The organism is Pontibacter chinhatensis (assembly GCF_900113285.1).
In the GTDB taxonomy this organism is placed as follows: domain Bacteria; phylum Bacteroidota; class Bacteroidia; order Cytophagales; family Hymenobacteraceae; genus Pontibacter; species Pontibacter chinhatensis.
This window is the reverse complement of the sequence record NZ_FOOT01000007.1, coordinates 14,968-36,744: the sequence shown is the minus strand read 5'-3', so window position 1 is coordinate 36,744 and position 21,777 is coordinate 14,968. Positions and strand designations below refer to the sequence as shown.

19 protein-coding genes are annotated in these 21,777 nt (G+C 53.1%); 10 read left to right on the top strand and 9 right to left on the bottom strand.

Features of this window, described 5'->3' with window-relative positions:
• Positions 1-9 precede the first annotated feature (9 nt).
• The 3 genes from BM040_RS17790 to BM040_RS17780 form a co-directional block, all read right to left on the bottom strand.
• Complete coding sequence (locus tag BM040_RS17790; protein ID WP_092104399.1) at positions 10-375, bottom strand: endonuclease domain-containing protein; 366 nt, start codon at positions 373-375, stop codon at positions 10-12.
• Positions 376-462: 87 nt separating this feature from the next.
• Positions 463-2,253, bottom strand: coding sequence for an arginine--tRNA ligase (argS, locus tag BM040_RS17785; RefSeq protein WP_092104396.1), 1,791 nt, complete (start codon positions 2,251-2,253; stop codon positions 463-465).
• Positions 2,253-3,224: an arginase gene (locus BM040_RS17780; RefSeq protein WP_092104394.1), complete on the bottom strand. Its 972-nt coding sequence runs from the start codon at positions 3,222-3,224 to the stop codon at positions 2,253-2,255. Before BM040_RS17780 ends, argS begins: the two co-directional genes overlap by 1 nt.
• An 80-nt stretch (positions 3,225-3,304) precedes the next feature.
• On the opposite strand from BM040_RS17780, the gene BM040_RS17775 reads away from it, so the two are divergent.
• Both BM040_RS17775 and BM040_RS21845 read left to right on the top strand, forming a co-directional pair.
• On the top strand, positions 3,305-4,699 hold the full coding sequence (locus BM040_RS17775) for a type III PLP-dependent enzyme domain-containing protein (protein WP_092104392.1): 1,395 nt from the start codon (positions 3,305-3,307) through the stop codon (positions 4,697-4,699).
• An 86-nt stretch (positions 4,700-4,785) separates the two neighbouring features.
• Positions 4,786-4,956 carry a hypothetical protein gene (locus BM040_RS21845; RefSeq protein ID WP_175491114.1) on the top strand — a complete coding sequence of 57 codons (171 nt, stop codon included), beginning with the start codon at positions 4,786-4,788 and terminating at the stop codon, positions 4,954-4,956.
• A 137-nt stretch (positions 4,957-5,093) separates the two neighbouring features.
• Here BM040_RS21845 and BM040_RS17770 read toward each other — a convergent pair whose 3' ends face one another.
• The 3 genes from BM040_RS17770 to BM040_RS17760 all read right to left on the bottom strand — a co-directional run bounded on the left by BM040_RS17770 (position 5,094) and on the right by BM040_RS17760 (position 7,660).
• On the bottom strand, positions 5,094-5,915 hold the full coding sequence (locus tag BM040_RS17770; RefSeq protein WP_092104390.1) for a DUF1963 domain-containing protein: 822 nt from the start codon (positions 5,913-5,915) through the stop codon (positions 5,094-5,096).
• 63 nt (positions 5,916-5,978) lie between these two features.
• On the bottom strand, positions 5,979-6,962 hold the full coding sequence (locus BM040_RS17765) for a DUF6340 family protein (RefSeq protein WP_092104387.1): 984 nt from the start codon (positions 6,960-6,962) through the stop codon (positions 5,979-5,981).
• 164 nt (positions 6,963-7,126) lie between these two features.
• A complete protein-coding gene (locus tag BM040_RS17760) occupies positions 7,127-7,660 on the bottom strand; it encodes a D-glycero-alpha-D-manno-heptose-1,7-bisphosphate 7-phosphatase (RefSeq protein WP_092104385.1) in 534 nt (177 codons plus the stop codon).
• Between the two features lie 121 nt (positions 7,661-7,781).
• Here BM040_RS17760 and hemG point away from each other — a divergent pair, with 121 nt between their 5' ends.
• The 7 genes from hemG to BM040_RS17725 all read left to right on the top strand — a co-directional run bounded on the left by hemG (position 7,782) and on the right by BM040_RS17725 (position 15,197).
• Positions 7,782-9,128 (top strand): protoporphyrinogen oxidase, encoded by a 1,347-nt coding sequence (gene hemG, locus BM040_RS17755; protein ID WP_092104383.1) that lies wholly within the window; start codon positions 7,782-7,784, stop codon positions 9,126-9,128.
• 18 nt (positions 9,129-9,146) lie between these two features.
• Positions 9,147-9,881: a polyprenol monophosphomannose synthase gene (locus tag BM040_RS17750; RefSeq protein WP_092104380.1), complete on the top strand. Its 735-nt coding sequence runs from the start codon at positions 9,147-9,149 to the stop codon at positions 9,879-9,881.
• Positions 9,882-10,236: 355 nt separating this feature from the next.
• A complete protein-coding gene (locus BM040_RS17745) occupies positions 10,237-11,346 on the top strand; it encodes a 3-deoxy-7-phosphoheptulonate synthase (RefSeq protein WP_245756285.1) in 1,110 nt (369 codons plus the stop codon).
• A gap of 224 nt (positions 11,347-11,570) precedes the next feature.
• Positions 11,571-12,434: a prephenate dehydratase domain-containing protein gene (locus BM040_RS17740; protein ID WP_092104378.1), complete on the top strand. Its 864-nt coding sequence runs from the start codon at positions 11,571-11,573 to the stop codon at positions 12,432-12,434.
• 4 nt (positions 12,435-12,438) lie between these two features.
• A complete protein-coding gene (locus tag BM040_RS17735) occupies positions 12,439-13,620 on the top strand; it encodes a pyridoxal phosphate-dependent aminotransferase (protein ID WP_092104376.1) in 1,182 nt (393 codons plus the stop codon).
• Positions 13,621-13,623: 3 nt separating this feature from the next.
• Complete coding sequence (locus BM040_RS17730; RefSeq protein WP_092104374.1) at positions 13,624-14,739, top strand: chorismate mutase; 1,116 nt, start codon at positions 13,624-13,626, stop codon at positions 14,737-14,739.
• 131 nt (positions 14,740-14,870) lie between these two features.
• Positions 14,871-15,197: a DUF3817 domain-containing protein gene (locus tag BM040_RS17725; RefSeq protein WP_092104372.1), complete on the top strand. Its 327-nt coding sequence runs from the start codon at positions 14,871-14,873 to the stop codon at positions 15,195-15,197.
• 746 nt (positions 15,198-15,943) lie between these two features.
• Here BM040_RS17725 and BM040_RS17720 read toward each other — a convergent pair.
• On the bottom strand, positions 15,944-16,978 hold the full coding sequence (locus BM040_RS17720) for a bile acid:sodium symporter family protein (RefSeq protein WP_175491113.1): 1,035 nt from the start codon (positions 16,976-16,978) through the stop codon (positions 15,944-15,946).
• 89 nt (positions 16,979-17,067) lie between these two features.
• Complete coding sequence (locus tag BM040_RS17715) at positions 17,068-19,056, bottom strand: biosynthetic peptidoglycan transglycosylase (RefSeq protein ID WP_092104370.1); 1,989 nt, start codon at positions 19,054-19,056, stop codon at positions 17,068-17,070.
• 351 nt (positions 19,057-19,407) lie between these two features.
• Between BM040_RS17715 and purB the strand changes: the two genes are divergently transcribed.
• On the top strand, positions 19,408-20,763 hold the full coding sequence (gene purB / locus BM040_RS17710) for an adenylosuccinate lyase (RefSeq protein WP_092104368.1): 1,356 nt from the start codon (positions 19,408-19,410) through the stop codon (positions 20,761-20,763).
• 213 nt (positions 20,764-20,976) lie between these two features.
• Here the strand turns inward: purB and BM040_RS17705 are convergent, their stop codons facing one another.
• The gene (locus BM040_RS17705) at positions 20,977-21,762 is read right to left on the bottom strand and encodes an NAD(P)H-binding protein (protein WP_092104366.1); all 786 of its coding nucleotides are present in this window, start codon (positions 21,760-21,762) and stop codon (positions 20,977-20,979) included.
• Positions 21,763-21,777: the final 15 nt, after the last annotated feature.

Genomic DNA, 21,777 nt, shown 5'->3' with positions numbered 1-21,777 from the left:
GGGGATGATTTACATCTGTGATTTTTTTATCCAGGCGTGTATCGCACGTTCTACGTTAGCCAAATCTTTCATTACTTCCTCATCCGAAAGCCTTAGTATGGTATAGCCTAGCCTCGCTAAATTCTTATCCCGTTCCCCGTCTTCGTCAACCTTAAAATTATGCGAATAACCATCAACTTCTATAATAAGCTTTAGCTCCTTGCACATAAAGTCGGCAATATAATTGTCAATTGGCCGCTGACGAAGAAAAGTGTAACCCGTTTTGCCTTTGCTTAATACCTCGCACCACAACCTAACCTCTGCTTTAGTAGATTCTGCTCGAAGGCTTTTAGCTAAAGTTTTAAGGCCTTTGTTATAGTGAGAATTGCTTGGCATATAGGTGCACGATTATCATCCCCCTACCCCCTTCAAAGGGGGACTTTTCAGTAATCCTAGAATCTTACAATCGTAAAAATCTTAGTCTTACATCCGCTCCGGCACTTGGATACCCAGCAGCTTCATACTTTCGCGCACGAAGCGGGCTACCATGGCCGACAAGGCGATACGGAAGCTACGGGCTTGCTCGTCAGTCTCATTAAAGATAGAGATTTCCTGGTAGAAGCGATTATAGGCTTTAGCCAGCTCATAAGCGTAGTTGGCGATAATCGAAGGTGCATAAAGGCTGCCTGCCTCTTTTATCACCGCCGGGAAGTTCACCAACTGTGTGATTACCTCCTGCTCCACCTCGTGCAGGTTCTCGAAATTCTCAAAGGCCGCCGGGTCATACTTGATGCCCATCTCACCAGCCTTGCGCAGGATGGCGGAGATGCGGGCATGTGTGTACTGCACAAACGGACCGGTATTGCCCCGGAAGTCGATGGACTCCTGCGGGTTGAAGAGCATACGTTTTTTAGGGTCTACCTTCAGAAGGAAGTACTTCAGGGCGCCCATGGCCAGGGTATGATACAGCTCCTGCGCCTGCTCCTCGGTGAAGCCTTCAATCTTGCCCAACTCCTCGGTTTGCTGGCGTGCCGTGTCCACCATCTCCTGCACCAGTTCGTCGGCGTCAACCACCGTGCCTTCGCGCGATTTCATTTTGCCGGATGGCAGGTCCACCATGCCGTACGAGAGGTGGAAAATACCGTCTGCATAGGGCTTGCCCAGCTTTTTCAGGGTTGCCTTCAGTACCTGGAAGTGGTAGTTCTGCTCATCGGCCACCACATACACCGACTGGTCGTACGGGAAGTCGTTATACTTTAGCTCGGCCGTGCCCAGGTCCTGGGTGATGTATACCGAGGTGCCGTCAGCACGCAACAGCAGTTTTTCGTCCAGCCCCTCGCCGGTCAGGTCTACCCACACAGAGCCGTTCTCTTTCTTGAAGAACACGCCCTTCTCCAGGCCTTCCTCCACGCGGGCCTTGCCTAAAGTATAAGTCTCCGACTCGTAATAGTATTTGTCAAAATCGACCCCAATGGTGCGGTAGGTCTCATCAAAGCCGGCGTATACCCAGGTGTTCATCGTTTTCCACAGGTTTACCACATGCGCATCGCCCTGCTCCCACTTGAGCAGCATTTCCTGCGCCTCCAGCATCCAGGGGGCTTTCTTCTTGGCCTCTTCCTTGTCCATCCCCTGCTCTACCAGGGCATCAATCTGTTCTTTGTAAGCTCTGTCGAAAAGCACATAGTACTTTCCTACCAGGTGGTCGCCCTTCAGGCCGCTGGTTTCAGGCGTCTCATCGTGGCCCAGTTTCTCGTAGGCCAGCATCGACTTGCAGATATGGATGCCGCGGTCGTTCACCAGGTTCACCTTCATCACCTTATGGCCGTTGGCTTTCAGAATCTCAGCCACGGAGTAGCCCAGGAAGTTGTTGCGCAAGTGCCCCAGGTGCAGCGGCTTGTTCGTGTTTGGCGAGGAGTACTCCACCATCACATTGCGGTCGCTTGGAGCGCCATAGCCGTAAGTCGGGTCTTCCATGATGCCCTTAAACAGGCGTAGCCACTCGCTCTCCTGCACCTCCAGGTTCAGGAAGCCTTTCACTACATTAAAGTCTTTTACTTCGGCGGCATGTTCCCGCAGGTACTCTCCCAGCGCCTGCCCTATTTGCTCAGGGCCTTTGCCCACCTGCTTGGTGTAGGGGAAGGTAACGAACGTGAACGAGCCGGCGAACTCCTTACGGGTGGGTTGCAGGGCGATTTGTGAAGCATCAACAGTGATTCCGAACAGAGCATGCAGCGCCTGGCTGATGCGCTGGCTAATGGCATTTTGTAGTTGCATTAATGTATGGCTGTACTTTTAGATTCTTTCTGCAAGATAGCCTCGGTGGCTGTCTCTAGTATATCGAAGGCATTTTCTGCCATCGTGTTTTCGGTATCCAGGGTTGGGTTGATTTCAGTCATCTCGTAACACACCACGCGCGGGTCCTGCAGCAGGTGGTAGTTGAGCTCTTTGGCCTCCTGCACCGTCAGGCCCACTTCTACCGGCGTGCCGGTGCCTTTCGAGAATTTGGAGTCGAGGCTGTCCACATCGAACGACACGTAGATGATGTCGCAGTCGCGCAGGCGGTCCAGGGCCTCGTGGGCCACGGTGGCGGCGCCCTTGCTCACCAGCTCGGCGTAGGTAAAGTTCTTGATACCGTATTTTTCGATCAGGTAATCCTCCGGCTCCTCGGTATCGCGCACCACGACGTATACCAGGTGCTCCGGCTTCAGCTTCGGCCCGTCAAAGCCCAGTTTCTTAAGCGAGTTCCAGAAGAAGATGGCCTCCGGCGAAGGGTCGTTTATCTGGCGCTCCAGGTTATCGATGTTCAGGGCCATGGCCAGCGGCATGCCGTGCACGTTGCCCGATGGCGAAGTATAAGGCGAGTGGATATCGGCGTGCGCATCCACCCAGATAACACCCAACGTCTTGTCAGGGTAGGCGGCTTTTATACCAGCAATGGTACCATGTGCGTTAGAATGATCACCGGACAAAACGAGCGGGAACATATCCATGGCAATAGTTTGTTCTACTGCCCGGCCAATGTTCTTTTGCACGGTCAGGATGCTATCGATGCGGTGGGCATACGGAAAAACATCCGGATCGAATAACGTATAGTTTAAATCCGGAACGCTGATAGAGTTGAAGCGCTTAAAGTAATCTGATCCCTTGTCCCAGCAGGCGACACGTAAGGCATCTATCCCCATGCTGGCGCCACGTGTGCCAGCCCCCAACTCAGACCTCACTTCTATCAGCTTTACTTTTTTCATAGTTTTATAACAAACTTTTTGCAAAGATGGTAAAATACAATCAATATTGCATGTTTTCTTAATTTCCCCTAACTCACAGAATGGATAAATATACCGACCTTATTCACCAAACTTTTGACTTCCCGACAGAAGAATTTAAGGTGGAGAATAACGAGTTACTGTTTAACGGCATCCCTCTGATGGATATCATTAAGCAGTACGGAACACCCCTGAAGCTGACATACCTACCGAAGATAAGTTCGCAGATACAGAAGGCGAAAACCTTGTTCCGGGAGAGTATGGAGAAGCTTGACTACAAGGGCACTTATACGTATTGCTACTGTACCAAGGCCTCGCATTTCTCTTTTGTAATAGAGGAGGCCCTGAAAAACGACATCCATATCGAAACCTCATCGGGCTACGATATGCAGATTATACGCTCTCTCTACAAGAAAGGTAAGATAGACAAAAACACGTATATCGTCTGCAACGGCTTTAAGCGCGAGCGCTATCGCCACTGGATTTCAGAACTGGTGAACGAGGGCTTTGTAAACTGCATGCCGATACTCGACCACCTGGGCGAGATCGACTATTACAAACAACACATAAACGTGAAGACGAAGCTGGGTATTCGCCTGGCCTCGGACGAGGAGCCGAAGTTTGAGTTCTATACTTCGCGCCTGGGTGTGCGCTATAACGACGTGATAGACCTGTATGAGCAGCAGATAAAGCCGGACGACCGCTTTGAGCTGAAGATGCTGCACTACTTCATCAACACCGGAATCAAGGACACCTCATACTATTGGTCGGAGCTTAGCCGTTTTGTACGTAAGTACTGCGAGCTGAAGAAGCTGTGCCCGGAGCTGGACACGATTGACATCGGAGGTGGCTTCCCGATCAAAACCTCTATCCAGGCGGATTACGATTACCGCTACATGACCGAGGAGATCCTGCGCACCATCAAGCGTATTTGTGAGGATGAAGGTGTGCCGGAGCCGAACATCTTTACCGAGTTTGGCATCTTCACAGTGGGCGAGAGTGGGGCTACCATCTACTCGATTCTGGATGAGAAGCTGCAGAACGACAAGGAGCTTTGGTACATGATCGACGGCTCGTTTATCACGAATCTGCCGGATGCATGGGCTCTGAACCAGCGCTGGCCACTGCTGGCCGTGAACCACTGGAACAAGGAATACCGTAAAGTACAACTAGGGGGCATGACGTGCGATAGCCAGGATTATTACAATTCGGAAATGCACTCTTACCAGGTGTTCCTACCGAAGATACCCAAAGGTGAGCCCCTGTACATTGGCTTCTTCCACACGGGCGCCTACCAGGAACAGCTGAGTGGTTATGGCGGCATTAAGCACTGCCTGATTCCGTCTCCACAGCATATTTTGATAGATCGAGATGAGAATGGAGCGCTGAAGCACTGGCAATTTGCACCGGAGCAAACCAGCGAGTCGATGATGCGTATACTGGGTTACGAAGTATAAGGGTTCGCCTATATTTTTCGTAACAGTTTTTTACTTTTTAAGTATTTATACTATTTTTGGTTCGAAACCCTTCTAATTACTATATCATGAAGAAAGTTATTCTATTAGGTAGCTTGTGCCTGGCAATGGTCATGGCCTCTTGCAAAACCTACTGCCCGGCTTACAACTACGCCTCTGTAGAAACTCCTGCACTGGAAAAAGCGCCGGTGGCAACAGCCTCTGCCGAGGAAGTGGCTACAGACAAAGCCAGCATCTAACTCCCCCTACTCGCGAACAACTAGACCATACATACAAAAACCGGCCTTTGTGCCGGTTTTTTTGTTTAGCGTATCGGAAGCAAGCATTGATACTGGATATACTCTATGTCTTCATCCCCATCTGTAGGGAAATCTACCTAGTGACATTGCAAGTTAAAAGCGGTTTCTCCTGATTTCTCATCATAGAAAACGTATATCAACCCTACATCGCCCCACATTAGTTCTGCATTCTCTTCAGAATCAATTTGAAACAGCAACTTCATATGCTCTCCATTCTTATTTTTAGGAGTGATTTCCCCCTGTACCCATTTGGGATACCCTCCTAATTGGCTCAGGTAATCCTCTTCTCCAACCAACCTCTTAACCGCATTCTCATAAGCATCCCACGGCTCTTCGCTGTTAAGTGCACAGGACACTGCAGAAGCCTTATCACAAACCGCATCGATCCCTTCCCAATCAGGCAAGGACTTTATTGGCTTAAATTTTATCGCACAGTATTTCGACTCATCTAGTTCAGCAGGTCTTGGGATATTCACTATATTTTCAACATCGAGCTCCTTGTAGATTTTAACAAGCCAGCCATCATCTGTTGTATCCCACGGAAACTCCTCCCAGTCGTAAAAAAACTGGATAAGCTTAATTTCTTGTGGTAGTTCCAGCCCCTCTTCGTTAAAGACTTGAAAGATAAATTGCATATTTCTTCCAGACCTCGTCAAAGGCCACTTCTCCCCTTTCTCGAAGTATGGCTGGCCTCCAAAATGAGAAAGTAATTGCGCGTTCTCAGGCGGCCTTGATGCTGGTTGAACTTCTATTTTTGTTGCAGCCCTTATGAGAGGCGCTATAAGCTTTTCCAAGTCCATAATGTTAACTGAACCCAACCCTACTAACTTGGTATCGCTTGATTCAACAATATTGCTTCCTTTACCTGCTCGGTTAAAAATTTTCCTCCAAAAGCTCATCTTCCACTTTTAAATTTTAATGTTCTATCAAGCTCCAACTCCAGCCCTCTTCTGCAACTGAAGCTACTCCAAACTTTTTCTGTTGAGTAATACTTTCGTGTAATCTCTACCAAGCTTGTTGCCATACACCTCGTACGACTTCTTTGCCCACTCCAGCGCCTGGTCGGTATTGCCCAGCACCTCGTGCGCGACGGCAATGTTGAGGCAGGCCTTCCCGGCATTTTTGCGGCTTGCCCGGGCAAGTATGGCGCTCCAACTGTCCATAGCGCCTCGCCAATTGGCTACTTCGGAGCTCCTGAACGCCGCCTTGAACGCCTGTTTGCTGGCCCCTTTTCCTTTTTTGTAGAGGTCTCTCTTGACAGTATAATGCCCCGGCAAAAAACGCTCGATGTAGTTACGCCCGGCCTCGTAAGCAGTGTTATGCAGGGCTTCGGGTGGAGGGAGCGTTAAATTACTGCCTACCCCGTTAAAGGTCAGGAAGCTTTTGGCCTGGTGCTGATCGATGATGGTTTTGGAGACGGGGTCATACAAGCGCCAGAAAGCGAGCACATTTACCCTGATCTGATTTGGGACAGCAGGTATGGGGACATTGTTACCCAGCGCCGCTGTTACACGGTTGGTAACTGTCGACAGCAGCACATCGGAGTTGGAGTCGAAGGTTTCGAGCACGAGTAAGGCATCTGCGTTGCTGGCATCACAGATGCTTCTTACCAGTTCCCAGTCAAGCAGTTCGGGCGTTTCGCGGGTGCCTGTGCCGTAGAGCCGGGTTTGCGGGGGGATCACAGTCTGCATGTCCCTGTACCCGTTAATCCTATCGAATACGCCTTTCAGACTCTCATCGGAAGCCAGTCGGTCAGAGCCGGAGATCTCTCCTGTCACAATGGATTCCAGGACCTGCCCCTGCTTATCCTCCGGCCTGGTGAGCGACCTGTTCACCAGCGCGATCGTCTTGACGCCCTCCGGCAGGTATACTTGGGGCGGCAGCGGATAATCTAGATTAACATAGCCATGTTTGCTGCACCCGCTGAAGATTAGGCCCAGTAACAAAAGACAAACCGGCAAACGCTTAAGGAAACGACAAAAGTATAGCATGCGCTAAATATATAGAATATTTAATCAATGCTAAGACCTGTTGCTTATACTATCCCCTCACAAGTAGGTAACTGCACCCTAGTTCAACATGAGTGGCTGCCAGAGTATAAGTTTATACTTTAACAGCCCGCCTCAGCCGCCTTCCCAAGTATAAACTGCGCCGCTTCCCACAGGTCGGCCAGTTGCCAGGCGTGCGCGCCGGGTTTATACTTGTCGCCCACCAGAATTCCCTTCACCCCTACTTTTTCGGCGGCTTCCAAATCCCTTAGCGAGTCTCCCACCATCCAGCTCTGTTCCACATCAATGTTATACTTGGCAATGGCTTTTTCCAGCATCAGGCTGTTGGGTTTGCGGGAGAGGGAGGCAGAGTAATCCGGGTGGCCGGGCGCCATGTAATGCGCGTCTATGAGGGAGTCGCAGGCGTCCTGCAGCTTTTGGTGACAGGCCAGCACATCATCCTTTTTGTACAATCCCTTGGCCACGCCGCCCTGGTTTGTAACCACTATCAGCAGGTAGCCGTTCTTCTTCAACAACCTTAGCGCCTCCGGCACACCGGGCAGTACTTCAAAATCTTCCAAAGCATAGGTGTAATCGCCCCGTTCGCGGTTCAGCACACCATCACGGTCCAGAAAAACGCACTTTTGCTGCTGCATGCGGCATTGGTTTATGAGTGAAGCGCTAAATTACGTAATTAAACGTTTAAGGGAGTAACGGCCGCGTCGAGCAACCGGCAAGAACAGGTATCAGAAGTATAAACAGACAGGAGGAAGGTAGATGAGGGTAGCGGTTATCGGGGCGGGGATTTCGGGATTGGCGCTGGCATACTATCTGCAAAAGCTGGGCATACCCTACGACCTGTTTGAAGCGGGCAGCCGGGTGGGTGGCAATATCCGCTCTGTCAGAACCGAGGATTACCTGCTGGAGCTTGGTCCCAACGCCATTCGTCCCTCTGCCGAGATAAGTGAGCTGATCCGGGAACTGAAGCTGGAGGACCAGGTGCTGCCGGCGACGGTTGGCAGTCACCAGCAGTTTGTGCTCCGCGACGGCGCATACAGGCAATTGCCATATTCCCCATTCTGCCTGCTCTCCAACACCTGCTTCTCCTGGAAAACACGCTACCGCATCCTTCAGGAAAGGTACATCCCACCCGAAGATAACCGCTACGAAACCGTTTCTGAGTTTTTTAAGCGCCGTTTTGGAGCCGGTGTGTTGGATTATGCCGTCAACCCGCTTGTGTCCGGGCTTTACGCGGGAAATCCTGATAAACTACTCGTCCAGAAAGTGTTTCCGCAGCTAAAGGAAATGGAGCTGGAGTACGGCTCTGTGCTGAAGGGGCTGTTCCAACACCAGCAGATATCAGAACAGTTGAGTCCGTTCTCTTTTGTAGAGGGCATGCAAACCCTGCCCGAAGCCATTGCCGATAAGCTTATTTCGCTGCACACCGATCACCGCGTGGTCATGATTACCCGCCACGAAGGCAAGTATATCATCAGTTGCTCCTCCCCCACCGAAACCGACACCAGGGAGTACGACCTGCTGGTGCTTTCCCTGCCAGCACCCAGGGCCGCCGAGTTGCTCCAGTATACTTTCCCGGGCATGGCCGCTGCCCTGCAAAACGTCCACTACCCGCCGCTTGCGGTGGTGCACTCGGTATACAACAGCCGCGACATCGGCTTACCTCCGACAGGATTTGGAGCGATACACCCGGTGGCGGAGGATGCGTTTTCTGTCAGGTCTATCTGGAACAGCTCCCTGTTCAGTGGCCGCTGCCGCCCTCACGAGGTGTTGTTCACCACCTTTGTAGGAGGAGCGCAGGCAGAGCACCTGGCCCTCACCGAGCGGGACACGCTGCTGCAGCAGGTGCATCAGGAGTTGAAAGAACTGCACGGCATCACGGCCGACAGCCCCATCTTTCAGTACACGCACCTGTGGCACCACTCTATTCCACAGTACGACATACATATTGAGGATGCCCACGAGATGGCGCAGACGCTGGAGGAGGAAGGCATGTTTATCGCTGCCAACTGGTACTCTGGAGTGTCGGTGCCCGATTGCATCCGGGCTGCCAAAGAGCTCTCCTGCAAAATTAATTCTACCTTACGCCATGCCCACAATAGCTGATTAGCTATATTTGCCGGCATGAAAGACGCGTTGGTGATCATCCCAACATACAATGAGCGGGAGAATGTAGAGGCGATGGTGCGCAAGGTGATGTCGCTGAGCCACCCGTTTGAGCTATTAATTATTGATGATGGCTCTCCGGATGGTACCGCCGATATCGTGCGCCACCTGCAACTGGAGTATCCCGGCCGCCTGCACCTCGAAACCCGCCAAGGCAAACTTGGCCTAGGCACCGCCTATATCCACGGCTTTAAGTATGCGCTGCGCCACGGCTACGAGTACATATTCGAGATGGACTGCGACTTCTCCCACAACCCAGACGACCTCATCCGTCTATACGACGCCTGCGCCAACGAGGGCTACGATGTGGCTATTGGCAGCCGCTATGTGCAGGGCGTAAACGTGGTTAACTGGCCCATGAGCCGGGTGCTGATGTCGTGGTTTGCCAGCTGGTATGTGCGTTTGGTGACGGGCATGCCTATACACGACACTACGGCCGGCTTTAAGTGTTACCGCCATAAGGTACTGGAAACCATTCCGCTGGATGAAATTCGCTTTGTAGGCTACGCTTTCCAGATCGAGATGAAGTTCCTCTCCTACAAGTATGGGTTCAAGATCAAGGAGGTTCCCATCATCTTCACGGACCGCACCAAGGGTACTTCCAAAATGTCGAAGGGGATTTTTAAGGAGGCTGTGCTAGGCGTGATCAAGATGAAGCTCAGCAGCTACTTCCGTCATTTCGATCGCTATTAAGGTTTATCCTAAGGATTTAAACTTGGTAATCACCTCATAATCAAGCAAAACAAGGCCTAATAACCGGGCCTCACAAAAAATATTTCCGGCAAAAAGATTGCTTATTGGGCATTTATACTTTATACTTGCCACAAATACAAACAAAGACATGCTTCAACTAATGGCTTGCATTTATACCAATTCCTTTAAGGTGCCTCAGACGGGGCTTCCGAGGTAATTGTATTGTGCGCTGTAAAAAAGTTGTAGGATATAAACCACCAAGGGAGCCCCGCATATTGCGGGGCTTTTTTTGTTTTAAACCATATCTCAAACTTAACCAAACCAAAAAAACCGAATTTTTTAACATGCCAAAACCATGAGAGCAAGTAGAACACCCATCAATGTAGCACAGAAAGGCAGCTTCCGACATGTAGACGGCAGCCTGGTGCTGATTGCGGGACCATGCAGTGCCGAGAGCGAAGAACAGTTACTCAAAACAGCCCAGCAGCTGAAGTCCATTCAGGGCATTAGCGTACTAAGGGCGGGTATCTGGAAATCACGCACACGCCCGAATTCGTTCAAGGGTGTCGGTACGGTGGGACTACAGTGGCTCGACATGGTGAAAAAAGAAACCGGCCTGCGCACCACCTGCGAAGTGGCCAACGCCCAGCACGCCGAGGAGGCCATGAAGTATGGCGTAGACATCCTCAGCATCAGCGGCCGCGCTACGGTTAACCCTTTCGCCATGGAAGAGATTGCTGCTGTCCTGAAAGGAACCAACATGCCAGTGCTGGTAAACAACCCGGTATACCCTGACCTGGGCCTGTGGCTGGGTGCCCTGGAGCGCCTGAACCAGGCCGACATCACCGACCTTGGCCTGATAAACCGTGGCTTTGCCGCCGACGAGCAGTACCCCTACCGCAACCACCCGCGCTGGGACTATATGCTGCAGCTGAAGGACATGCACCCGGAGCTGCCCATACTTTGCGATGCGGCCCACATTGCCGGACGCCGCAGCCTGCTGTACCCGGTTAGCCAGAAGGCTGTTGACCTGGGTGTGGATGGCTTGCTGTTCGAGTCGCACATGAACCCGTCAGCAGCGCTTAGCAGCAAGCAGCAGCAGCTGATGCCGCAGGAACTGGAACTGCTCATCAACGCCATCAGGACCAAGGTGAAGCTGGAGGGCACGAACCACCTGGTAGAGCAGCTCGACGACCTGAGCCAGCAGATGGACAGTATGGACAAGGCCCTGGTAGAGCTGTTGCTGCGCCGCCGTGAGGTATCGCAGAAAATCAGCCTGCACCAGATGGGTGATGTGCAGGAGGGCCTGCAGCAGGCAAGCGGCTGGCAGAAAGAGCTGGATGCCTGGCTGCAGCGGGACGACTATACTGAGATGGACAGCAGCTTTGTGAAGTCGCTGAAGGAGGCGCTGCAGCAGCACCGCAGAAGCCCACAAAGTGGTTTAGGCTCCACGGCCGTAGCATAAAAAATTAAATTTTAGTAGGATATATAAACTGCAGCCACTACTTTAGCCGCAGAGATTGTAACAAAGATCATGTCGCACAACACTTTTTACTTTAGCTTTTACTTTTTTGGTACTCCGCCGGGGCTCCAGAGGTAATGCTATTGTGTTTGTGAAATGAACCAAGTATAAACCAGAGAAGCCCCGCCACAAGCGGGGCTTTTTCTTTTTACCCCAACCATCTAACCATGAATAAGTCCAGAGTTGCCATACAGGGTGGCCCCGCCTCCTTCCACGATGCAGCCGCACGGCAGCTGCTCCCCGGCATGCCCCTAGAGGTAGCGCACCGCGATACTTTTAGCAGCCTTTGCGTTGCCTTGCAGCAGGGCGAGACAGATGCAGCGGTAATGGCCATTGAGAATACGCTGGCCGGCAGCCTGCTGCCCAACTATGCCCTGCTGCAGGAGCACCGCCTGCACATTACGGCAGAACTCTGGCTACCCATCGACCAGAACCTGATGGCGCTGCCGGGCCAACGTATAGCCGAGCTCCGCACCGTGGCCTCGCACCCGGTGGCACTGGCGCAGTGCAAAGGCTTTTTGCAGCAGCACCCGCACCTGCAGCCCCAGGTAACCCACGACACGGCCGACAGCGCCAAGGCCATACAGGAACAAGGCTTGCGGGCTACGGCAGCCATTGCCGGCAGAGCTGCCGCTGAACTGTACGGCCTGGAGATACTTGCCGAAAACATCGCGGACTCCCCGCAAAACCACACCCGCTTTTTGCTGCTGCGCGAGCAACCCGAGGAACCCGCTGATGCAGACAAGGCCATTGTGGTGTTCCGGAAGCCGATCCATACTTCCACGCTCACCCTGCTCCTGAGCCTGCTGCAAAAGCACCAGGTAGAGCTGACGCTCCTGCAAACTTTGCCTGCCGGAGAAGGAAGAGCCCAGTTGGTGGCAGAGGTAGAAGCGCCCCATGTATCGCATCTGCAACAGGCCATCTCACAGGTAAGGCCACTGGTAGAGGACCTACAGGTGCTGGGAATACTCAAGCAGGCGGTACGACCAGATACGAGCACCATCACCAAAGAAACCGCAGCCATACTCTAAGACCATGATCATACCCAAGGCAGACAGATTACAGCACGTGCAGGAGTACTACTTCTCGCGAAAACTGGCGGAGGTGCGGGCGCTGCAGGCACAGGGCAGGCACATCATCAACCTCGGCATCGGTAGCCCCGACATGGCTCCCTCTGCCGAAACGATACAGGCGCTGGCGCAGTCGGCGCAGCAGGCGGGCAGCCACGGCTATCAGCCATACAATGGTACAGCTAAGCTACGGCAGGCAATACAGGCCTGGTACCAGCGCCAATACCAGGTAGAGTTGCAGGAGCAGGAGGTACTGCCGCTGGCCGGTTCGAAGGAAGGCATTTTCCATATCTCCATGGCTTTCCTCAACCCGGGCGATAAGGTGCTGGTGCCCAATCCGGGCTATCCAGCCTACGCTTCGGCAGCACGTCTGGCGGGGGCAGAAATCCTTAGCTATACTTTGGAGGAGGAAAACGGCTGGCTGCCACAGCGCGAAGAGTTGGAGCAACTGGTGGCAAAGAAAGACGTGAAAATCATGTGGATCAATTATCCGCACATGCCCACGGGTACCGCAGCCACCACGCATACTTTGGAGTGGCTGGTGGAGTTCTCCCAAAAGCACGGCCTACTGCTCATCAACGACAACCCCTACAGCCTGGTGCTGCACGAGCAAACGCCGCTAAGCCTGCTAAGTATAGCCGGGGCAAAGGCAAACTGCCTGGAGCTAAACTCGCTGAGCAAATCGCATAACATGGCGGGCTGGCGCGCGGGCATGGTGCTGGGACAACCAGAATACCTGGCCGCCATACTTGCCGTGAAAAGCAACCTCGACTCCGGGCAACTGCTGCCGGTGCAGGAAGCCGCCGTGGCAGCCCTGCAGAACAGCCACAGCTGGCACTCGGAGCGCAACAGCGCTTACGCCAAACGGCAACAACTGGCGCACCTCCTGCTCCAAGAGCTGGGCTGCACATACCAGCCACACCAGGTGGGCATGTTTGTGTGGGCCCGCGTGCCGGAGAAGGTAAGCGACGTGGAAGCTTACCTCGACGAGCTGCTGTACGAACAGGGCATTTTCCTGACGCCCGGCAAAATCTTCGGCAGCCAAGGCGAGCGTTACCTGCGGGTATCCCTCTGCTGCCCCGAAACACAGCTTCAGGAAGCCATTAACAAAGTAAAATCATCTAAGAAATCATTAACACAACTATAAATCATGAGTACCACATCTAACCTTAACACAGTAGCAAAGACAAAAATCCTGAACGGCGGACCACTGCCAACCGTAATTGCCGGCCCCTGCAGCGCAGAGTCGGAAGAGCAGATGCTGCAGACGGCACGGGAGCTGAAGAAAGATCACCGCGTTTCCATTTTCAGGGCAGGCATCTGGAAGCCCCGCACCCGTCCGGGTATGTTCGAAGGCGTAGGCACCGTAGGACTGGAGTGGCTGCAGACCGTGAAGCAGGAAACAGGCTTGTTAACTACTGTGGAGGTTGCCAACACGCAGCATGTAGAGGAAGCGCTGAAGTATGGCGTGGATATCCTGTGGGTGGGTGCCCGCACCACGGTTAACCCTTTCTCGGTGCAGGAAATTGCCGATGCGCTGCGTGGAACAGACATCCCGGTGATGGTGAAGAACCCTGTGAACCCGGACATCCAACTATGGCTGGGCGCGCTGGAGCGCCTCAACCAGGCGGGCATCACAGACCTGGCGCTTATCCACCGCGGCTTCTCAACGCCAAGCAACAAACCATACCGCAACCACCCCAAGTGGCAAACCATCCAGGAAATCCGCTCGCTGGCCCCTGGCATTCCGTTGCTCTGCGACCCTAGCCACATTGCCGGCCGCCGCGACTTGCTGGAAACTGTTAGCCAGCAGGCACTGCGCCTGGGTGCGGATGGCCTCATGATTGAGACGCACATTAACCCGGACGTAGCACTCAGCGATGCCTCGCAGCAGGTAACGCCAAGCGGGCTGGATAAGCTGTTGACCGTGCTGGATCTGGAAAGCGAGCGTGTGGCGCAGCCCGAGCAGCTGCAGGACCTGCGTTCCCTCATCGACAAGCTGGACCACGAACTGCTGAACGTGCTGTTCCTGCGCGCCGATGTATCGAAGCGCATCGGAGAGTATAAGCGCGCCAATGCACTGGACATTTATCAGTCGGGCCGCTGGCAGCAGCTGATCGAGAACAGGCTGAAAGCCGCCGGCGACATAGGCCTGGATGAAGAGTTCGTGCGGGCTATTTTCGACGCTATCCACGGCTTTTCGCTTGGTATCCAGAACGAAGTATTCGCTAACCCTGCTGTAGCCACACGAGTTTCGCAGGAGTAGCTTAACCCGCGGCTTTGCTGCCGACTGGCTGCCGGAACTATACTTTTGTCGAATTTTGCAGCGAGAGTAGGGCACGTTTTGTACTTTTGTAGTGTTGCAAAACAACATCAATTATCAAGAAAATAGCTCTGATGAAAACTCCCATCTCCCGCCTGCGCACGATAGGCATCTACGAAGGAATCTCTTACCTGCTTCTGCTGGGTATAGCCATGCCTTTAAAGTATATGTTTGATATGCCGCTGTTTGTGAAGTACGTTGGCTGGGCACACGGTGTGCTGTTCGTGCTGTATGTGCTGGCCCTGCTGCAGGTAACGCTGGCGCACAACTGGGGCTTCAAAAAGCTGGCGGCCGGCTTCATCGCTTCCCTCCTGCCCTTCGGCCCGTTCATTCTGGACAAGCGGCTGCTGGATAAGGAAGAAGCAGCGCTGAGAGCGGAGCATCAAAAACAAATGGCTTAAAGCTGCGATTTCTATAGTTTAAAAGTCCTGCCTGCTTTTGCAGGTGGGGCTTTTTGTTTTTATAGTATTGAGGAAGGGTGTAGATTCCCGAATCCACTTAGGTTTATACTTAGGCCATACTTTGTCTGCACCAGGATTAGCAGGATTTGGGGATGAACAGGATTTTATACTTTGGCTATACCTTTATACTTGCCAGCTTATGCTTTCCTAGCCCCCGCTTCCCGCAACTGGACACAAGCTGTCCTTACTGGCTGCCGTTCATCCTCTAGTTCCCACCAACCTATCGTTGCATCTCTAGCTTTGGTGCCCTCGCAGGCCGGGAGGCTTCGCCTTCGGGCATCGCGCTGTCTACATTTCCTTTGCTCCTGGCGTCGCAATGCCCTCCGGGCACCGGAACCTCTCGAGGCGCTCAACCCAAAGGCTGGGATAAGGTCGATAGCTGCTGCTTTTACTACTGGAAAGGAAAGTATAAAATAGTAATACAGAAACTGTCCCCTGGAGGGGACCATAGGGGTGTAATCGTTAACAGAAATTTCCCGCCTTGGATAAGGAGGGGATAAAGGGGTGGTTGGACCCGGTAAAGCAATCCTGATTATCCTTTCATCCTGCAAATCCTGATTCAGACAAAGTATAAAGTATAGCCAACGCCAGACGCTCGCGATACCCCTAACACCGCGAGGTCATCAGAGCTCAAATCTTGCAAGCACAATATTAAGAAGCAACCTGATAAGCTTTATACTTTACTACTAAACACCCTTCGTCCTCGCCTCTGCCTGCGCGATGATGCTGGAGGCCAGCAGTTGCAGGGCATGGTAAATCATGATGGGCAGCAGGATAATGCCAACCATATTGCCCCCCGGGAACAGCACTTTCGACATAACTGTACCGTGCACCAGCGACTTTTTGGAGCCACAGAAAATGGCTGTAATCTGGTTCCCGCGGTCGAAGCCCAGCAGCCGGGTTATGGCCATGATAACGAAGTATACCAGGAAGAACAGCCCTATCATGGCAGCGCCTAATAGAAGTATATCAGCAGCACTGTAGCCACTGAACATCTCACGGGCAAACGACTCGCAGAAGGAAGTGAACACGATGAGCAGGATAATAATCTGGTCGAATACGCGGAGGCGACCCTTGTTGCGTTCGGCAAAGTCGCCCCAGTAACGGTGCAGCAATATGCCCAGCACTACCGGCAGCAGCACCTGCAGCACCAGTTTCCCCATCACACTCCCCATGTCGAAGCCTTCGGTGCTGGTGGTCAGGAAGAGTCCCATCCAGAGCGGGGTGATGAAGATACCCATCAGGCTGGAGATGCTGGCGTTAAAAATAGCCCCGGGAATGTTACCCCCAGCAATGGATACCATCACCACCGACGAAGACACCGTGGAGGGCAGCGCGGCCAGGTAAAATACCCCGAGCCATAGCAACTCCTGCGGCGTGTCTTTAAAAAAAGTATAAAGCGGCAAAATCAGCAGCGGGAAAAGTATGAAGGTGCTCAGTTGCACCACCACATGCAGCTTCCAGTTGCTCAGGCCTACTTTTAATTTCTCAGGACTCAGGCGTAACCCGTAGAAGAAGAAAATCAGCGACACCCCATAGTTGGCTACATCGCTCAAGGAAATAGGTTCCCGGTCCACGCCGAGCTCCGGCCACAGGTAGGCCAGCCCAATCATCCCTATCAGCGCCAACAGAAACCAGTCCAGGCCCACGCGGGAGGCTAAGGCGCTTGCCCTCGGAATCAGGCCCACAGGCTCATGCGTTACAGTTTCTTCCTTCTTCATTCTTGCAAGTATACATAATCCGCAGCTGACAAAAGCGCCGCCCCTGCAACTAAACAGCTGCAGGGGCGGCGCTTTTATACTTTGCTCTACTAAAAATTAAGCATGTCTATACTTTCCAGCTCAAACTGGTTCATCTCTTCTTCCTCCACCACAGACGTATCCGGCTCCGTCACAATCAGATCGCGGGCACGGCCGTAGAGGTGCACGTTCGGGTACAGGTTTTCATACTCCTCCTGCGAGATCAGGCCGCGGCGCAGCATGATGCCCCCAATCAGGCGGTAGTAACCGGACTTCCAGCTGCGCAAATTACCTGCACTGTCAAACGAGGCGCGGTAGCGCTTGGGGCTCGGGATGATGCTGGTCAGGAAGATGGCCTCTGCCAGGTTCAGTTCCGACGGCTGCTTGCCGAAGTAAAAGCGCGAGGCATCCTTGGCGCCATACACATCCGGCCCCCACTCAATAATGTTGAGGTATACTTCAAACATCCGGTTCTTCGACACCAGGTCCAGGTTCTCGATAAGCCACACGATAATGGCCTCCTCCACCTTTCGGGCAACGGTTTTCTGGCGCGTCAGGAACACGTTTTTCACCAGCTGCATGGAGATGGTGCTGCCCCCGCGGGCAAAGTCGCCCTCCTTCAGGTTTTTGATGATAGCCTGCCGGAAAGCCTCCTCGTGGAAGCCGTTGTGGCTGTAGAAGCCGGCATCCTCGGCGGTAAGGATGGCATTGCGCAAGTAGGGCGATATGGTATGCAGTGGCGCGTAAAACGGATTGGCCGGGCCCACCGTGAAGGTGCGGATTGGCTTGCCATACTCGTACATGGTGTGCGTGAACGAGCCGTTTATCTTCTCGATGTTGGTGTTGCCCCACTTCACAATCTTAAAGTCTTCGGAGGCATCCAGGTCAGAGTCGAACACCACCTGCCCCAGGCTGTCCAGGTCCACGTGAAAGTTCAGGTCGTACTGCAGCCAGCCCTCGGCCTGTATCCCCTCCAGGTTTTCGAAAAGCCCTGTAGGCAGCGAGGCAAAGAAATCGGTTCCCTGTATCTCATCGCTCTTCACTTTCAGGTCGATGATGCGGGAAGGCCGGTTCTGGTACGCCGCGTATACTTTGGCCTTGGCTTTGTTCACGCGCACCTCCGTCAGGCTGTCCACCACATACAGGTTTGGCCCAATGGTTACCACGTAATCCACCTCGCCCTCCGCTACGTGCACATCCTCTGAGGCAATCTTTGGCTGATTCACCACCAGGTTGTTCACCATGGCATTGCCCCGAACGGTCAGGTTGTCGTTGCGGTATTTTTTATCCGTCAGGCTCAGGTGCAGCGTATCGAAGGCCACTGTGGCATCGAAGCGCTCTTTAACATAGGGCAGGCGTATTCCGGCCGTATCCGTGGCATATAGGCTGGCGGAGATGTTGTAATCACGTGGGTCGATGGTGCCTTTCACGTGCATGCTGTTTACCAGCGAGTCGGTTTTAATGTACACATCCGACTCGATGTTGCCTTTGTCGATAAGCAGGTAAGGCATCCTGATGTCGATGTTGCGGCTGGTGGAGGCGTAGGAGGCGTTCAGGTTCTTAAAGTCAACCTGGTCCGGCACGTTATCGAAGGCAGTTTCAATGAGGCGGTTGAGCAACTGGCCATAGTTACGGCCGGCGGCGGTGCTATCCTTAGGCTGCTCAGGTGTCTTTTCGTCCTTCTTCAACAGGAAGTCAAAGTTCGTCTCATCGCCACGTTTCACGGCAGTCAGGTAGCCGTTGCTCACCTCCAGACGCTTGAACACGATACGGCCCTTTAATAGGGAGCGGAACCCGACTGTGGCGTACACGCTGTCGGTGGTGAAGAGGGTGTCGCGGTTGTGCGGCACCAGGCTGATATCGCTCAGCACCACCGAGTTCCAGTCTACAAATTCAGCCTTGTTGATGTGCATGTCCACCGGATAGCGGTTTTCCACCTTGGTGATGACGCGGTCTACGGTATAACTTAAGAGTTTGCTCCTGAAGGCGAAAAGAAGGATGAACAGGAGTGCAAAGAAGGCCAGCACGCCGCCGGCCCAAATCAGTATTTTATTTTTCAAACGATGGTCCAAGGTATAATCCAGTGCGAATTAAAGAATAAGATCTGTAAAAAGGCAGTGCTTTTAAATAAAGCTGTTTTCTATATAGTCATCCCTAAATTGAACTATATACCGCCACAACCCCTATTACGGTTCCGGCAGCGATAGGATGTGCAGGACAGGTACTTAGCCACAACCTTGATGCCAAAATAGTTGCAGCACAAGTCTTTAACCCTCCCGAAAGCCGATTTATTGCATCTGGAGACGTAGTTGCCGGAATTTATACTTGGAGAGAAGTATAAACAGCCGCGCCATAATTGGCTACGTGTAGAAAGCTGCGTATCTTTGAAGAGGAGAACCACATCCCGAACTATGAATCTTACAACACTCACTGCTATATCGCCGGTGGATGGTCGTTACCGCCGCCACACCAGCGACCTTGCCCCCTATTTTTCAGAATTTGGCCTGATCCGCTACCGTGTGCTGGTAGAGGTGGAGTACTTTATCGCGCTTTGCGAGCTGCCGCTACCACAGCTGCAGGAGGTAAACCACAGCCTCTTCCCGGACCTGCGCGCTATCTATCACAATTTTACGGAGCAGGATGCCCTGACTATTAAGGAGACAGAGAAAACCACCAACCACGATGTGAAGGCGGTAGAATATTTCCTGAAAGAGAAGTTTGACGCGCTGGGGCTGAGCGAGCACAAGGAGTTTATTCATTTTGGACTTACCTCTCAGGATGTTAATAACACTGCTATTCCGCTCTCGCTGCGCGAGGCGCATGAAAGGGTGCTGCTGCCAACCTACCAGGCCATACTTCAGACGCTGGAGGGACTGGCCCATACATGGAAGGATGTGCCGATGCTGGCGCACACGCACGGGCAGCCGGCCTCCCCTACCCGCTTAGGTAAGGAAATTATGGTATTTGCCGAGCGCCTGCAGCGCCAGTTCAACCTGCTGGCCCAAGTACCGTTCTCAGCCAAGTTTGGGGGCGCTACCGGCAACTTCAACGCGCACTATGTGGCCTACCCAGGTATAGATTGGCCTGAGTTTGGTAACCGTTTTGTGCAGGACGTGCTGGGCCTGACCCGCAGCCAGTACACGACCCAGATTGAGCACTACGACAACCTGGCCGCCTACTTCGACGGACTGAAGCGCCTGAACACGATTCTGCTCGACTTCTCCCGCGACGTGTGGCAGTATATCTCCATGGGCTACTTTAAGCAGAAGATTAAAGCCGGAGAGGTTGGATCTTCAGCCATGCCGCATAAGGTAAACCCCATTGATTTTGAGAACGCTGAGGGTAACCTGGGCATCGCCAACGCCGTGCTAGAGCACCTGTCGGCCAAGCTGCCTATCTCACGCCTGCAACGTGACCTGACGGACTCTACGGTGCTGCGCAACGTGGGCGTGCCGCTGGCGCATACGCTCATCGCCCTGAAGTCGCTGGAGAAGGGTATTGGCAAGCTGGAACTGAGCGAGGCCGCCCTGAACGCGCACCTGGAGGATAACTGGGCTGTAGTGGCCGAGGGCATCCAGACGGTGCTGCGCCGCGAGGGCTACCCGCAACCCTATGAGGCCCTGAAAGAGCTGACCCGCAAAAACGAGAAGATGACCGAGGAGCGCATCCATACGTTCATCGACACGCTGCAGGTGAGCGATGAGGTGAAAGCCGAGCTAAAGAAAATCTCTCCGTTTAACTATACTGGCGTAGAGCAACTGATCTGAGCCTGAACTATATGTAGTAAAAAGCATCGCCCCGGTAGCTGAAACTGCCGGGGCGATGCTTTTTATGCTCTGGGAAGGCCTTATACCACTATCTGGTAGTTGTGCAAATGTGCCATCATTTTGCTTTCAAACCTACCCCTACCCCCTCCAAGGAGGGGAGTTTACACTACTTGGTAAGTAGTTCCGTTGCACATAACTGAATCCATAAGGGGATTATACCTGGCTTAACTGCAGGTCATGTTCCAAAAAGTAGGCTAATGTAAAACGTGCGTCTCTGCCTGTTCTATACTTCTCCGTTCGTGGCTCCACCTCAAAATTCCCCTCGTTAAAGGGTTGGTAAAAGTGGATGTTCCCTGAAGTATAGGGCAACTGCTGGTAGGTTACGCCAGCTGCAGCGGCCAGCTCTTTCATGCTATAGTCGCGTTCGCCGAGCAAGGCTTTTACCTGCCTGCCCGAGAAGCCCTGCTGCAGCAGGTGACTGGCGGCCTCGTAGGCTACTTCGTAAGAGGAAATGTAAGGCAGTTTCAGGTCAGGGGCATAAGGTGTGTGCAGTCCCCAGTTCAGGTTCTCGAAAAAGTTGCCGCAGCGCAGGTGCAGCAGGTGCTGTGGCAGGTGTGCGTTCAGTTCCTGCTCCAGCGCGACCAGCCGGGTAGATTGGCCCGCCTTCCGGACAATGCTGTTGCTGATGTTCACAATATGCGTCACTGGCGTACCCGCTAGCAACCTGGCCAGCCGACGGGCCGTGGCCGAAACGTCGGCAAAAGCCTCGTCCGGCACGGTTAGAAACAGGCTATTGGCTTTTTGGAATGCATGCCGCAGAAACGAGTCATCGTTAAAGTCGCCTTCCAGCAGCTCGGCCTCGCCCTCAAAATCCGCCAGGCGGTTACGGCTGCGCCCCACCACGCCTACCTTAGCCTTTTGCTGCAGCAGCGCGCGGGCCACTTTGCCTCCTATGTTTCCCCCGGCGCCCAGCACCAAGGTGTAGTGTTCTTTTTCCATAGTTTTAGTTCGTGT